General features: G+C 59.1%; 11 protein-coding genes. 3 read left to right on the top strand and 8 right to left on the bottom strand.

Features of this window, described 5'->3' with window-relative positions; translation table 11 throughout:
- Positions 1 to 5 precede the first annotated feature (5 nt).
- The 4 genes from GFB49_RS16620 to GFB49_RS16605 form a co-directional block, all read right to left on the bottom strand.
- The gene (locus GFB49_RS16620) at positions 6 to 1,088 is read right to left on the bottom strand and encodes an ABC transporter permease (RefSeq protein ID WP_153217062.1); all 1,083 of its coding nucleotides are present in this window, start codon (positions 1,086 to 1,088) and stop codon (positions 6 to 8) included.
- 117 nt (positions 1,089 to 1,205) lie between these two features.
- Positions 1,206 to 2,573, bottom strand: a complete 1,368-nt coding sequence (locus GFB49_RS16615) for a CmpA/NrtA family ABC transporter substrate-binding protein (protein WP_153217061.1) — start codon at positions 2,571 to 2,573, stop codon at positions 1,206 to 1,208.
- A gap of 293 nt (positions 2,574 to 2,866) precedes the next feature.
- Positions 2,867 to 4,063 (bottom strand): ABC transporter substrate-binding protein, encoded by a 1,197-nt coding sequence (locus GFB49_RS16610; protein ID WP_153217060.1) that lies wholly within the window; start codon positions 4,061 to 4,063, stop codon positions 2,867 to 2,869.
- Entirely contained in the window at positions 4,060 to 4,644 is a 585-nt protein-coding gene (locus GFB49_RS16605; RefSeq protein WP_153217059.1) for an ANTAR domain-containing response regulator, read from the bottom strand. Before GFB49_RS16605 ends, GFB49_RS16610 begins: the two co-directional genes overlap by 4 nt.
- Before the next feature lie 139 nt (positions 4,645 to 4,783).
- Between GFB49_RS16605 and GFB49_RS16600 the strand changes: the two genes are divergently transcribed.
- The 3 genes from GFB49_RS16600 (at position 4,784) to GFB49_RS16590 (ending at position 9,261) form a co-directional block, all read left to right on the top strand.
- Entirely contained in the window at positions 4,784 to 5,710 is a 927-nt protein-coding gene (locus tag GFB49_RS16600) for a glutaminase (RefSeq protein ID WP_153217058.1), read from the top strand.
- 122 nt (positions 5,711 to 5,832) lie between these two features.
- Complete coding sequence (locus GFB49_RS16595) at positions 5,833 to 6,861, top strand: cytochrome-c peroxidase (protein ID WP_246149765.1); 1,029 nt, start codon at positions 5,833 to 5,835, stop codon at positions 6,859 to 6,861.
- Between the two features lie 57 nt (positions 6,862 to 6,918).
- On the top strand, positions 6,919 to 9,261 hold the full coding sequence (locus GFB49_RS16590; protein WP_194269376.1) for a hybrid sensor histidine kinase/response regulator: 2,343 nt from the start codon (positions 6,919 to 6,921) through the stop codon (positions 9,259 to 9,261).
- Positions 9,262 to 9,291: 30 nt separating this feature from the next.
- Here GFB49_RS16590 and GFB49_RS16585 read toward each other — a convergent pair whose 3' ends face one another.
- From GFB49_RS16585 to GFB49_RS16570, 4 genes are all read right to left on the bottom strand, one after another.
- Entirely contained in the window at positions 9,292 to 10,920 is a 1,629-nt protein-coding gene (locus GFB49_RS16585) for an alpha-D-glucose phosphate-specific phosphoglucomutase (RefSeq protein ID WP_153217056.1), read from the bottom strand.
- A gap of 240 nt (positions 10,921 to 11,160) precedes the next feature.
- On the bottom strand, positions 11,161 to 11,955 hold the full coding sequence (locus tag GFB49_RS16580; protein ID WP_194269375.1) for an inositol monophosphatase family protein: 795 nt from the start codon (positions 11,953 to 11,955) through the stop codon (positions 11,161 to 11,163).
- 193 nt (positions 11,956 to 12,148) lie between these two features.
- Positions 12,149 to 13,237, bottom strand: coding sequence for a ParB/RepB/Spo0J family partition protein (locus GFB49_RS16575; protein ID WP_153217054.1), 1,089 nt, complete (start codon positions 13,235 to 13,237; stop codon positions 12,149 to 12,151).
- A 1-nt stretch (position 13,238) separates the two neighbouring features.
- A complete protein-coding gene (locus GFB49_RS16570) occupies positions 13,239 to 14,651 on the bottom strand; it encodes an AAA family ATPase (protein ID WP_153217053.1) in 1,413 nt (470 codons plus the stop codon).
- Between the last annotated feature and the right edge of the window lie 106 nt (positions 14,652 to 14,757).

Raw genomic sequence — 14,757 nt, 5'->3', positions numbered from 1 at the left:
GTCGATCACCGGTTATTGGTAAAGGTGAACAGGGACTGGATCGCATACATCATCCGATCCAACAGGAAGCCGATGATGCCGATGGTCAGAACTGCCACCATGATCTTGGCCAGCGATTGGCTCGACCCGTTCTGGAACTCATCCCAGACAAATTTGCCCAGACCCGGGTTCTGCGCCAGCATTTCTGCGGCAATCAGCACCATCCAGCCCACACCCAGGGACAGGCGCAGCCCGGTAAAGATCAAGGGCAGCGCGGAGGGCAGAACCAGCTTGGTGATCTTGGTCCAGGTGTTCATTTTCAGAACTTTGGACACGTTGACCAGATCCTTGTCGATCGACGACACACCCAGCGCGGTGTTGATCAGCGTGGGCCACAGCGAACACAGCGTCACGGTGATGGCCGACACCAGGAAAGATTTCGAGAACAAGCCGTCATTGGTGGTATATGTGGCCGAGACGATCATCGTCACAATCGGCAACCACGCCAGCGGCGACACCGGTTTAAAGATCTGGATCAACGGGTTCAGCGCCGCATTTGCCGTCTTGGACAGACCGGCGGCAATCCCCATCGGCACCGCAACGGCCGTGGCAATCAAAAAGCCAAAGAACACGGTTTTGATCGAGGTCCAGATCTGCGCGTAATAGGTCGGCTTGCCGGTATAGGTGCGGTGCTTGACCTTGTCTTCCTTGCCCGCGGCGATCAGCTTTTCGTTGCGCACCTCTTGGCGTTCATAAAAGGCCGCTTCCTTCTCCCGTTCGCGTTTGGCATCCGCGTTCAGGTTCTCCACCTGCTCCCAGACCTGCGCCGGTCCGGGGATCGCCCCCAATGAGGTCTGAACCTGCGGCGCAAGCCAGGCCCACAACAGCAGGAACCCCGCAATCGCGCAGACCGGCACGCCCAGCAATTGCCAGATCTCCTTGCCCTGCGCTTTGGGGTTGTCGCCTGCAATGGCTTTCAGAATTGGCGTGATCCAGGCCAGGCCCAAAACCTGAAACCAGGCATCCGCCTTGTTGATCCGCGCAAACACACGCTCTTTCTTGGCGGCACGCGCCGCATCTTCGGCAAATTGGGGGTCGACGGTGGTCATGATGCGTCCTTCACATCTTTCTTGGTATGAGAGAGGGGGGGGAGAGGGAACGGGACGGTGGGCGGGGCGACGTTGCCGTCAGGCAACCAGCGTCGTCCCACCCGTCCAGATTAAGGCTTACCCTTGGACTTCGTTGCCAACGACAACCTGATCACCCTTCAGGCCGATCGGCAGGCTCTCCAGATAAGCGTTCGGGGTTTTGCCATCAAAAGGAATGCCATCGATGATGTCTTCCGCCGGGGTTGGCGCTTTGTAACCATCGCTGTCCCAGGGGAAGTCACCCTCATTTGCCAGACCTTCTTCGACCAGCATCTTGGCCGCTTCCAAATAGATCTCAGGCTTATACACCGACTTCGCCACTTCATCATACCAACTGTCGGATTTGGCTTCCGGGATCTGGCCCCAACGGCGCATCTGGGTCAGATACCAGACCGCATCGGAATAGAACGGGTATGTGGCGTTATAACGGAAGAACACGTTGAAATCCGGAACTTCGCGCTTGTCGCCCTTCTCATATTCAAAGGTCCCGGTCATCGAGTTTGCGATCACGTCGTAATCCGCACCTACATATTCCGACCGGCTCAGGATCTCCACCGCTGCTTCCCGGTTGGCGTTGTCGTTTTCATCCAGCCACATAGCCGCACGGATCAGCGCTTTGGTGATCGCCAGTGTGGTCTGCGGGTTTTCTTCGGTGAATTCTTTGGACAGGCCAAAGACCTTTTCCGGGTTGTTCTTCCACAGCTCATAATCGGTGATGACCGGCACGCCGATGCCTTTGAACACGGCCTGCTGGTTCCACGGCTCGCCCACGCAATAGCCATAGATGGTGCCCGCTTCCATGGTGGCCGGCATCTGCGGCGGCGGAGTCACAGACAATAGAACATCCGCACCAATCTGACCCGAGATATCGTCGGGCGAGTAAAAGCCCGGCTGCAGGCCACCCGCGGCCAGCCAATAGCGCAGCTCATAATTGTGGGTGGACACCGGGAACACCATGCCCATGTTGAACGGCTTACCCTGGTCTTTGTAATCTTCAACAACAGGTGCCAGCGAGGCGGCCGAAATTGGGTGTTGTGGGCGACCATCGTCCATTTTTGGCACATGCGGCAACATCTGCTCCCAAATCTCGTTCGACACGGTGATCCCGTTGCCGTTGAGGTCCATTGAGAATGGGGTGACGATATGCGCTTCGGTGCCGTAACCGATGGTCGCCGCCAGCGGCTGACCCGCCAGCATATGGGCGCCGTCCAGCTGACCATCGATCACGCCGTCCAGCAGAACTTTCCAGTTGGCCTGCGCTTCCAATGTCACAAACAGGCCTTCATCTTCAAAATAGCCGTTCTCATAGGCCACAGCCAGCGGCGCCATGTCGGTCAGCTTGATAAAACCAAACTTCAGCTCGTCTTTTTCAACGTCCAAAAGCTCGGCCAATGCGGGGGACGCCAAGGCAGTGGTGGCAGCCAGGGTGGCAATAATACGTTTCATGTCGCTTCCTCTGTCAGACTTATTCGCAGGCCCTTATGGCTGGGCCAAAAACAAAAAGAGCCGCTTGATCACATCCGGGCCGGGAGGAGGGATAGCCCAAATTAGATCAAGCGGCTTTGCTTGGATGTCCGCACGCGGTTGCAGACATATGTCGATGGAACACCGTTGTTCCGAATTTCTGTAACCAGATTGCCGCTTACAGCCACAAAGGGTCAAGCGCACCGGACCCTGCAAAATTTAAATGCTGCAAATGCAGCCGCGAATTTCTGCATTTGCACAAAACTTGATCACACCTAAGATGGATCATGGCCCTCTTGTGCATCAAATGGGTCAAAAACCCGCCCGTCAAAGAATTGGTCGGGATGCAGAATCAGGGTTCCAGAGGCCGAGGCAACCTCGGTCGGAACCGCCATCGTGCCCTCCAGTTTTTCGCTGGCCCCCGGCAGATCCACATGCAGCGGCTCCAGCGCATGGCGATAGACGTCACTGCGGAACACCTCGGCTGCGGTGCGGCGCGCGGTGGCCACATCCAGCCCCACCCGCTGGGCAATCTTCTGGCCAATCCAGGCCGCCTGACTGCGCCAGGGAAACCCGGTGGCCCCGCCATAGAAATGCAGGAACCCGTCACATTGGCGCATCTCTCCGGTGGGAGAGACCACAATCCGCCCCGTCAATCCACGCTCCAGAATTTCGGCCGGCACATCCAGATATTCACGGCGCGACAGGATATCGGTGGCGGTGCCGTGATTGTCCGGCAACGCCAGCCACCGGCTGGCCCGCCACAGGCTGCGCACCAGTGCTTCGGCCAGATCGGTGTTTTCTTCGGCCCAGGGGGTGCGCACCGCCAGAACCTTTTCCGGCGCGGCCTGCCAGATCGCCCGGCCTGGCAGCAAGAGGCTGCCCAGCCCACGCTCCACCGCAAAAGAGCCCCAGGGCTCGCCAACAAAAAAAGCTTCAATCTCTCCGGCGGCCATCGCCTCGGCCATCAACGGCGGCGGAATGGTGCGCACATCCAACCCCTGCGGTGCCGGCAGACCAATGGCGCTCAGCCAATAATACAGCAGCTCCGCATGCATCGAGAACGGGAACGGCACACCAATGCGCAGCTTGCCGTCCACCGCGCCCTGCAGCGCAGCCCCCACTGCATGGGGATCACAGAATGTATTTTCAAACCCGTTGGCCTGCATCCGCGCCACCAGATCGGCGCTTGCGCCTAACACATTGCCGTTCACCGATGTCACCGTCAGCGCCGAAAACCGCGCCTGACGCCCGCCCAGCCCCAGGGCCGAGACCACAGGCACCGGCGACAGCATATGCGCCGCCTCAACCGAGCCAATCGCCAGCCAATCGCGCAGGGTCGACCAGCTGGGTGCCTTGACCATGTCAAAGCTCAGGCCTTCTTCTTCGGCAAATCCAATTTCGCGCGCCACCACATAAGGGGCCACATCCAACAGCGGGATAAATCCAATTTTGACCTGACGCGCCTTCATGACAACAACCCCGCTGCGGTCACAATGGCCTCTGCCACGTCTACCATCTTGCGCCCCTGGCTCATCGCCGTTTTGCGCATCAACGCATAGGCTGCGTCCTCATCCAGCCCCTTGGCCTTCATCAGGATGCCCTTGGCCCGGTCGATCACTTTGCGCTCTTCCAACGCACGTTTGGTCGCCTGAAGCTCGGCGCGCACCTGCTGGAACATGTGAAACCGGGTGATCGCCGCCTCGACGATGGGTTTCAACCGCTCGGGTCGCAGCCCATCCACCACATAGGCAGAGACACCCGCCTCAATCGCGGCTTTGGCCAGACCTTCATCGCTTTCGTCGACAAACATCGCCACCGCGCGTTCCTGCGGGGCCGAAGCCAATGTCAGCTCTTCCAGTATGTCCCGCGAGGGGCTGGCAATATCGATCAGCACGATATCGGGGTTGCGTTCCTGAATCCGGCGCGCAAGGCCGGTTTCCTCGGCCAGAACCAGCACCTCATGGGGGCCGGCCGCCTTGAGGCTCTCGATGATTTGCAGGGCGCGATCGCGGTCCTGCTCCACCACAACAATGGACAAAGGGGTCTGCATATCTGTCCTCTGCCCTGTCTTTTGCACAAACACCCCCTATCTCTCTGGTATCAGAAAGGGTTGCGCATCATCGCTGCGCAAATTACAGGCACCTATGCGCAACATGCGTAAACTTTAATCACTTTAAAAACTCTGAGGCCTGCCCGTGCCCCTACAGGACATTCTGGACCGGATCGCCACCCAGATGGCCGCCCTGCCCGACAAGGGACAGGTCGCTGCCTATATTCCGGAACTGGCCCAGGTGGATCCCAACCAATTTGCCATTGCCGTTGCCTTGCCAGATGGGCAGGTCCACACCGCAGGCGACGCCGAAACCCGGTTTTCGATCCAATCGGTGTCCAAGGTCTTTAGCCTGGCGCTGGCTCTGGGGCGTCAGGGCGACCAGCTGTGGAGTCGCGTGGGCCGCGAACCATCCGGCCTGCCATTTAACTCGATCTTGCAGCTCGAACACGAAGGCGGCATCCCTCGCAACCCCTTTATCAACGCAGGCGCTTTGGTGGTGACGGATGCCATCCTGGACCGCAACCAACCGCGCGAGGTTCTGGGAGAGTTGCTGCGCTTTGTGCAATCGGCCGCCGAAGACAGTGACATCCGCATCAATGAACATGTGGCGCGCTCAGAAACCGCCCACGGCGACCGCAATATGGCGCTGGCGCATTTTCTGGCCGCCCATGGCAACCTGCAAAACGCCCCTGCCCTGACCTGCGGCACATATTTCCATCAATGCGCGCTCGAAATGACAACCCGGCAATTGGCGCTGGCCGGGCGGTTTCTGATTGGCGGCCCGACCAGCCCGCAGTTCCCGCAGCTGATCTCACCCAATTCGGTGCGCCGCATCAATGCGCTGATGCTCACCTGCGGGCACTACGACGGGTCGGGCGATTTTGCCTATCGAGTTGGCCTGCCCGGTAAAAGCGGCGTCGGTGGCGGGATCTTGGTCATTGCCCCGGGCCGCGCGTCGATCGCGGTCTGGTCCCCCGGTCTGAACGCCCAAGGGAATTCGCAATTGGGCACGCTTGCGGTGGAACAATTGGCCACCGCAACCGGCTGGTCTATTTTTGGCTAACGCGCCAACCCACAAAACGTACAAGAAAACTACATTTATTGCTGCCTTCCCGGCCAAATTTACCGGCATGCAATAGTTTTTAATGAAAATAAGGCGTCCGCAAAAAAGAAGGCGCGCCACAAATGTGGGTTGTATTATGTTTTGTGTTGGGCGTTTTTTTCGCCTTTTCCCCTTCCGGGGCCCAAGCTGACGAACCCATTGCGGTTTCGGCTCCCGAATGGCTTATGCTGCTGCGGCGCCAATATAAACGCCCTGAACAGATCCCCTTCCCTGCTGAAAATCCTTATCGCCACGATGTCGCGACGCTGGGAAAAATGCTGTTCTTTGACCCGCGCCTGTCGGGCAGCCAAAGCATCAGCTGTTCGACCTGTCACAACCCGTCCTTTGGATGGGCAACACCGGTTCACCCGGTTCCAAACCTGGACAACAATATCCGCCGCCACGCGCCATCCATTGTCAACGCCGCCTGGGTGACGCCTTTGTTCTGGGATGGGCGCGTTGACACATTGGAACGTCAGGCCGCTGGCCCGATCGAAGATCCCAATGAAATGAACTCAGACTTTGATACGATCATCCGACGCCTGCACAAGGTGCGCCAATACCGTGAATGGTTTGAACAATCCTTTCCTGGTGAGGGGATCACCCAACGCACAATTGTCTTCGCGCTGGCAACCTACCAACGGACCATCGTCAGCGGCATCTCCCCCTTTGATCTTTGGATCGACGGCAACCATGATGCCATTTCCGAGGAAGCCAAACGCGGGTTTCAGCTGTTCCTGGGGCGTGCTGGTTGTGCTGAATGCCACCGCAGCTGGATGTTCACAGACAATTCGATGCATGACATCGGCCTCATCGGTCAGGACCGGGGTCAAGGGGCCCTGCCCGGCCAACCGCCCGAGGCGAATTACCACTTTAAAACGCCGGGCCTACGTAACATCGCCATTCGCGCGCCTTATATGCATGACGGGTCCATCCCCGATTTACGCGGCGTTGTTCGCCACTACGCCAATGGAGGCTCGATCTGGATCAACCGTGAAACGGATATCGTTCCATTTGACATCTCAGACCATGAAGTTAACGAGATAATCGCTTTTCTAAATACACTTACTGCCGACACCATGTCCCAACCCCCGATTCTGCCATCCAATTGACGGGATCTAATCCAGACGCGCAACATGAGCATTAAACAATCCATTGTCAGACCAGTAATGATTTTGGCCATCGCGATTTTTTCCGGTGGCCTTGTGGTGTCAGGAACTGTGATCATTGCCAGCACACGCACCAGTGAAGGGGTGCGGGAGGCTTTGTCCATAACCCGTGAAACCCAGCTGCTGAGCACTGAGATGCAGGACGCTCAAGAGTATTTGAACCGGGTTCTGGACATGACCCATTTCGAAACGGCAACTGTTCTGGAACACAACCTGCGACAGCACACCGGAAAAATCCGGGCCAGCCTGGACCTGATTTCAACGCGTGATCTGCCCGAGATGCTGTTGTATCGCGCTTCGGTCCTGCGCAGTGAATTTGATGCATGGGAAACGCTGCTGCTGCAACGCCTTGGTCTCACACAATCGACCTCCATTCCCACCCGTCCCGTGCTGGACGACCAGGCCAACACAGTGGTCCATGCTACCCAGCTTTTGGCGGAAATGTCCGCCGAATATGTCACCTCGGAAATCGACGGCGCCCGTATGCGCATTCTCAGCATTTTCAGCGTTGCAATGGTGTCGACCCTGGCCATTCTGGCCCTTGCGCTGCTGTTTGCCTTCAAACGGGCATCCGAGATGTCGCAAGCGGTGCTGCGCATCTCATCTCGGCTTCTGGCCTTGGTCCGCGACGACACCCCCAGCACCGAAAAGCCGGAAAATGAACTGGTGGCGGTCCATGCCGCGCTGAACAAACTTGATCTGGCCCTTCAGGAAAAGCGGCGGATGGAACATGTCCTGCGCGAAGAAAAAGCCCGCGCCGAGGCGGCCACCGACGCCAAATCCCGCTTCCTGGCCACCATGAGCCACGAGATCCGCACCCCCATTAACGGCGTTCTGGGCATGGCCGAACTGCTGCATGAAAGCCCCCTCAGCAACGAGCAAAAATCCTACTCGGAAACCATCCTCGCCTCTTCCGAGGCTTTGTTGCGAATCGTGAACGACATCCTCGACTTCTCCAAACTGGAGGCGGGTAAAACAACCCTTTTGCATCAAAGCTTTAACCTACGGGACGTGGTTTTTGACGTGGCCACATTGGTGGCTCCCATTGCGGCTGAAAAAGGGATCGAGGTCTGCATCGACGTGCCCGAAGACACGCCGCGCCAATTCATCGGCGACAATGGCCGCATCCGCCAGATCCTGATGAATATTGTTGGCAACGCCGTGAAATTCACAACCGAAGGCTATGTAGGTGTCACCGTCTCCTATGACGAGAGCCAATCGCGCCCGCTGTCGATCCGCATCGAAGACACCGGTGTTGGCATTCCAGAACAGCAATTAGGCCATATTTTTCAAGCATTTGAACAAGTCGAAAGCACCACGGCTCGCCGGTTTGAAGGCACTGGTCTTGGTCTTGCCATCACGGCCCATCTGGTTGAGGCGATGGAGGGGGAGATCAAAGCCACCTCAACCCTTGGGAAAGGATCCTGCTTCATCCTACACCTCGATCTCCCGCTGGCTGCGGATGCCAAAACTCTTAACCCGCGTTTGATCAAATTTGGCCCCGATCTGGCTGGGAAGTCAGTGATGCTGATTTCAGACCTCCCTTTTGCCCGCGACCTACGCACGCGGCTTTTGACCACTTGGGGGATGGACGTCCATTGGTACAACGGCTGTGCCGATGTTTTGGCCACCTTGCCCGACCTACCCCATCCGGTTGACCTCGTTCTGGTGGAAACCGGCATGAGCGCCGAGGCGGCGGAGCATTTCTCAATGATGTTCTGGCAACAAGCGGATCGGGAATCCATCCCGATTGTTTTCGCAACGGAACCACAGCATTTGACCGCCTTCCAACACCTCAAAGAGCGCGGCCCCGCCACCGCCCTGATGAAGCCGCCACGTAACAGCGCCCTGATGCAGGCGCTGGTTTTTGCGCTTCACCCCGAGCGCAGCCTGCCAACACAATCCGGATCGGAAACCGAGAATATCGACGACCTCAGCGCGTTCCACGTTTTGATCGCCGAGGACAACCGCACCAACCAGCTGGTTCTGCGCAAGATGCTGGCCTCGACCAATCTGAAAATGACCTTCTGCAACGACGGTCAAGCGGCCGTTGACGCCTATGAAACTGGCAAATTTGACCTGGTGCTGATGGATATGTCCATGCCCATTATGGACGGGCTGCAGGCCACCCGCATGATCCGCAAATGGGAGGTCGACACCAACCGACCGCCCTGCCCTATTATCGCGCTGACGGCCAATGTGATGGACACCGACGAAGACGCCTGCCGCGCCGCCGGGATGGTGGATTTCCTCACCAAACCGGTGCGCAAACAGGTGGTCCTGAAGGCCATCAAACAATGGACCCGCCTGTCTGATGACCAGCTTGAGGTGGGCAATCTCTGACCGCCCTCCCCTGCCCGCCTTGGCCTTGGGTCAGGTCATCACCGTGGGCTCTGTCCGTCCGGTACGGGCCAGGCCTGCGATTTCATAAGCCGCCGCACGCACCGGCTCCAGCGCGGCCTGGGTCTCCTGCAGCAGATCGCCGCCCTCGCCCATGTACATCTGCAGATAGACCCGCAGCGTCGCCCCATCGGTGCCCGTGCCAGACAAGCGGAACACAGCCCGCGCGCCGCCTTCGAAAAAGACGCGGATCCCCTGTTTGTGACTTTCGCTGCCATCCACCGGATCAAGGTATGAGAACTCATCCGCCGAGGCCACGGTCAGCGCGCCGTAGGTTTGACCTGACAGATCCGCCAGACCGGCACGCAGGTCGGACATGATGGCATCGCCCTCTTCGCTTGGCAGCGCCTCATAATCGTGTCGAGAATAGTAATCGCGCCCATAGGTCTGCCAGTGATCCTGCATGATCGCCGCGACACTTTCGCCGCGTTTGGCCAAGACGTTCAGCCACAACAGCACCGCCCACAGGCCGTCTTTCTCGCGCACATGGTCCGACCCGGTGCCGGCACTTTCTTCGCCACAAATCGTGGCTTTGCCTGCATCCAACAGATTGCCAAAGAACTTCCAGCCGGTCGGCGTTTCAAAAGCATCGATCCCCAGTTTCGCTGCGACACGGTCCGCGGCGGCCGAGGTCGGCATAGAGCGCGCAACCCCTGCCAGCCCTTTGGCATAGCCCGGTGCCAGATGCGCATTGGCGGTCAGCACCGCCAGGCTGTCGGACGGCGTGACATAGATCCCTTTGCCTAGGATCATATTGCGATCGCCGTCCCCATCGGAGGCTGCGCCAAAATCGGGACCATCGTCGGCCATCAGCATATCCACCAGCGGCTTGGCCCAGACCGGGTTCGGATCCGGGTGGCCTTTGCCAAAATCAACACTGGGGGTGCCGTTCAGAACGGTGCCCGCAGGCGCGCCCAGGGCCCCTTCGAGGATTGCGGTGGCATAGGGTCCGGTGACCGCATGCATCGCGTCAAACCGCATGGTAAAGCCGCTGGCGAACATGGCGCGAATGGCGTCGAAATCAAACAGCTCTTCCATCAGCAGCTGATAGTCGGTGACCGGATCCACAATCTCTACCGCCATGCCGTCCAGGGTCGCCGCCCCAAGCGCAGACAGATCTACATCCGCGGCATCCGAGATCTTGTATTCCGTGATCGCTTTGGTGTGTTCCAGGATACGGGCGGTGACGCCTTCGGGGGCCGGGCCGCCGTTTGCGATATTATACTTCAGACCAAAATCCGCATCGATGCCGCCGGGATTGTGGCTGGCAGACAGGATCAGACCGCCGTCGGTGCCGCGCTTGCGGATCAGGTTCGACGCCGCTGGGGTCGACAGCAAACCGCCTTGGCCCACGATCACTTTGGCTGCGCCATTGGCGGCGGCCATTTTCAGAATGGTCTGGATCGCCTCGGCATTGAAAAAGCGACCGTCACCGCCGACCACAAATGTCTTGCCCGCGGCGCCGTCGATGGCGTCAAAAATCGACTGAACAAAGTTTTCAACATAGCCCGGTTCCATGAACACGCGGGTCTTTTTACGCAGCCCCGAGGTTCCGGGTTTCTGACCATCAATCGGTTGGGTCGAAATGGTTTGTGCGGGCATATTGGGCTCCTTAAAAATCCTGCGGTCCTGACCGCCCCTGGTTAAAACACAGCCTGCCGGGATGGCGGGTCCGCCGGGTCCTAACCTACTTTCATGGTGCTTCCATGACAACGCAGTTGCTGCGGTGGCAAATCTGTCATTCGGAGAAAGGCGGGGGTTTCGCTGCGAAACCGGGCAGACGCAGCAGAGGCGGGCAGGGAGGTTTCGCTGCGAAACCTCCCGTGTAGGATATCGCCGGTTTTAATCGACAGGCGGCAGGGTTCCGACAATGGCGCGCAGTTCGGTTTCCAACTGCGGCACCATGGCCAGGAAATGTTTGGGAGAGCCGATGTAATCCAGGACGGGCAGGGTTTCGATCACCGCGCCGGCTTCCTCCAGGATCAGCCACATGGCAAAGACATCCCAGGGGTTCACGTAACGCTCCCAATAGCCTTCGGCGCGGCCCATGGCGACGGCCAAAAGGCTGATCACAGCCGAGCCGTTGCGGCGGTATTCCATGCCTGCGCCCAGGGCGTTCTGGATGGTTTCCAGATGGGAGGGCACGGGCTGGCGACCTGACCAGCCCAGCATCAGGGTACCTGCGCGCACGTCATCGCAAGTGGACAGCGCAAGCGCCCGTTCTTGGCCATCGTGGCGGGTCCAGCTGCCTGCGCCTTTTTCGGACCAGATGGTCACGTCCAATTCGGGCGCGCAGATGGCGGCATGGCGCAGCACGCCATCTTCGGCATAGGCAATGGAGACCGCCCAATCCGCGCCACCGCGCATGTAGTTCGCAGTGCCGTCGATGGGATCCACAACCCACAAACGGGGGCCGTCGCCGGTCTGGCCTTCTTCCTCGCCCAGCACATCTTCGCCCGGGAAAGCTTCTTCGATCCGGGCGCGGATCAGCTCTTCTACGGCGCGATCCGCAAAGGTCACAAAGTCCTGGTGCCCTTTGGCCTGAATGAAATCCGCGCCTTGGTCCCGGCGTAGTTTCAGGGCAAGCTGTGCGGCTTCTTCGGCCAGGGAACGAACAAACTGGGTGCGATCTGTCATCTTCAAATCCATCTTCTGTGGCCCGGCCCAAATGGCCCGGCTTTGCCAACGTCCCTTCCTGTCATAGAGGCGATACAGAATTATGAAAGCCCCAAGATCGCCCTTAGGTTTCGCAGCGAAACCTCCGATGGTTCAAAACGCAAAAGGCCCGGATCGCTCCGGGACTGATTAGTGTCTAACTAATGGTTTAGGGTCACTTAGGTTCCAGCAAATGCCGGACGCTGTCCATCACTGCATCAACCAGATCGGCGGTCACGTGATCGCCGTAGAACCGGATCGCATAGCCATTGGGACCGCTTTCGCGCTGGATTTCGACGCCGTTGGCCATCTTTTCCCGTTTGCCCATCACCGGCTTTTGGTGAATTTTCGGGCGTCCGCCGCGAGCCGGATCGGGTGTCGCGCCTTCGGCCTGTTCGACCAAAGGCAGCATAACCAGCCATTCTTCTTCGCCGTCGCGGGGATCGGCGCGTTCCAGTGCCGCGCGGATGTCTTCGGTGAGGCCCGCGCGCAGGGCAGCGGCCAGACGCAAGCACTGGCGTTCGCTAAAGCTGACCGCATGGGACAGGAGATCGCCCAGGTCCTCGTGCACCAGCGCAAAGGAGCGGATCTTGGAGCGTTTGGCCTTGGACGCGGTTTGAAACAGGACCGAGACGGCTTCGTCCACGCTTGTGAATACCCCGTCATACACCGCCATCGCTGCGGCGCGTCCGCGTTCATATTGGCTGAGGCCCGCGCGCACTTCATTCTCTTCGATCATCGCAATCAGCGCGTCCTTGACCCCATTGGGTTCGCGGACAAAGGCGGCAATGGTGGTATAGCGCGCGCCGCCGCTTTTGGCGTTCAGACGGCGGATGGCGGCCAGGCGGCGATAGCCTGAGATCAGGCCGAACTGGCCACCGTCGGTCACATATTGCGGGACGTAGACCTCAATCGGGAGGCGCAGCCCGTTGACCGAGATGGAGGTCATCAGCTCCTGCATCTCATCCTCATCCAGATCCATCCGGTCCCGCGACAGGGCATCGGCGGTGATCTCGTGGATGGGGATTTCCACCGCGACCAGACCTTTGCCTTCGGCCTCGCGCAAGCGTTCGGCGTCGGCCTTGTCCTTGGCCTGGGCTTCGCGGTCGGCCTGGGGCAGGGGAGAGGCGCGCATGGCGGCATCCGCGACCACATCGGCAATCGGCGGGCGCACGGCGGTGCGGCTCAGCTCTTGATCAATGCCTGCTTCGATTTCTTTCAGCGCCTCGGCGGACGGGGCTTCCAACTGTCTGCGTCGTGCCATCTTAGATCGCCTCCTCAGGTTTCGCAGCGAAACCACCCTCAGCCTCGGCCATTTGTGCGTCACGCCACCAGGCACCGATCAACAGCTCTTTGAACTCGGCATAGGTGCGGTCAAAGACCTCGCGGCCGCGGGTGTACGTCTCGCGGTTGAAGTTGCGGTAATCCGCTTCATAGATGCCAGAGACGCTTTCGCCGGCCTGACCCACAAGCGCGGTATAGTCCTGGCGATGGGTGTTCATAAAATCGCCGAAATAGGCCTGGATCACATTGGCCAGATCCGCCTGCTGGCTGGCGTCGAACCGGGTGATCAGGGCGCGCACCACATCCCATTCAAACTTCATCTCGGGCAGGCCCGCGCGGCGACGACCGGCGTTTTCGCCATCCTCGATCGAGGCAAAGGTGGAGTAGAGCATATCAAAGAACCGCCCCGTGGAATCAAACTCCAGAAACGACGCCCCCAAAGGCACCAAAAGAATGTCGGCGGCGGCCAGTGCGTTGATGGTCAGATAGCCAAGCGCCGGCGGCGTGTCCAAGAGGATGATGTCATAGTCGTCAAGCGCGCCGCCTTTCTCCAGCGCGTCTGTCAGCGCGTCCCACAGTGGCCAGTTGCGCAGCCCCATGCGCCAGACCGGGATCTGGAATTCCGCCCAATACAGGTTCAGCTGCGCCCCGATCAGATCGATATTGGGCCAATGGGTTTTCTGCACCACATCGCCCAGGGACACCGTCAGGGCTTCGGTCAGGGTTTCGTCCAAGGGCAGTTCCGGATCACCGGCTGCCGCGCGGATCTTGTTTTCGGCCTGCATATGTTCGGCATAGTCTCGCGCCAGCAGGGGGAATACCGTGCTCCATTCATCGGGCACGGTGCCGCCCATGATCGAGGTCATCGAGCCCTGGCTGTCCAGATCCACCACCAGGACCTTGTAGCCATCAAGTGCCGCCGACATGGCCAGATGTGCGGCAGTGGATGTTTTACCAACACCACCTTTAAAATTTGCTACCGCTACGGTCTTGGCCTTAAGGTTTTGTGGACGATAGGGGCGGTATTCTTTGGTGCTGACCCCTTCTTCGGCGAAATGGTCGCGCAGTTGCAGCACTTCCTCGAGGGTGAACCAACGCGATCCGGCGCTGCCTTCGCCTTGGGGCAGGTCGGGGTTCTTGTTCAGAACCCGCCGCAGATGCGCTGCCTGGACCGGGATCAAATAGCGGCAGATCTCCCAGGTGGAGAATTTGCGCAATCGTTTCTGCCCATCCGGAGAGTAGCCGCGTTTGGCCAGATCATCCCGTCCACGCCCTGCCAGTGCGGCGGCTTTGGCAAATCGGGCGGTGTCCACCAGCGGTCCAAGCTTGCCAGCAGCGGTTTCAGGGTCCAGATTGAAATACGGGGGAAGCGGGGTCTCGGGTTTCTTTGCCATGTGTGCTGTGCCTCGGTCAGATCGCCTGTTTTCGGCGTTATCGTGCAAATCATCGCACATCTTGGCCGCTCTGTGAATCGCAGAATTGCAGCGCACGCATTTTATC

Source organism: Tritonibacter litoralis, from assembly GCF_009496005.1.
GTDB classification, from domain to species: Bacteria; Pseudomonadota; Alphaproteobacteria; order Rhodobacterales; family Rhodobacteraceae; genus Epibacterium; species Epibacterium litoralis.
Note: the sequence above shows the minus strand (reverse complement) of the source record. Positions and strands in the feature narration are given on the sequence as shown.

What these genes read in the sequence shown, in the direction of transcription:
- GFB49_RS16605 (WP_153217059.1), bottom strand. Translation starts at nt 4,644, where the DNA reads ATGCAGACCCCTTTGTCCATTGTTGTGGTGGAGCAGGACCGCGATCGC.
- GFB49_RS16595 (WP_246149765.1), top strand. Translation starts at nt 5,833, where the DNA reads ATGTGGGTTGTATTATGTTTTGTGTTGGGCGTTTTTTTCGCCTTTTCC.
- GFB49_RS16580 (WP_194269375.1), bottom strand. Translation starts at nt 11,955, where the DNA reads ATGACAGATCGCACCCAGTTTGTTCGTTCCCTGGCCGAAGAAGCCGCA.
- GFB49_RS16585 (WP_153217056.1), bottom strand. Translation starts at nt 10,920, where the DNA reads ATGCCCGCACAAACCATTTCGACCCAACCGATTGATGGTCAGAAACCC.
- GFB49_RS16620 (WP_153217062.1), bottom strand. Translation starts at nt 1,088, where the DNA reads ATGACCACCGTCGACCCCCAATTTGCCGAAGATGCGGCGCGTGCCGCC.
- GFB49_RS16610 (WP_153217060.1), bottom strand. Translation starts at nt 4,063, where the DNA reads ATGAAGGCGCGTCAGGTCAAAATTGGATTTATCCCGCTGTTGGATGTG.
- GFB49_RS16570 (WP_153217053.1), bottom strand. Translation starts at nt 14,651, where the DNA reads ATGGCAAAGAAACCCGAGACCCCGCTTCCCCCGTATTTCAATCTGGAC.
- GFB49_RS16575 (WP_153217054.1), bottom strand. Translation starts at nt 13,237, where the DNA reads ATGGCACGACGCAGACAGTTGGAAGCCCCGTCCGCCGAGGCGCTGAAA.
- GFB49_RS16615 (WP_153217061.1), bottom strand. Translation starts at nt 2,573, where the DNA reads ATGAAACGTATTATTGCCACCCTGGCTGCCACCACTGCCTTGGCGTCC.
- GFB49_RS16590 (WP_194269376.1), top strand. Translation starts at nt 6,919, where the DNA reads ATGATTTTGGCCATCGCGATTTTTTCCGGTGGCCTTGTGGTGTCAGGA.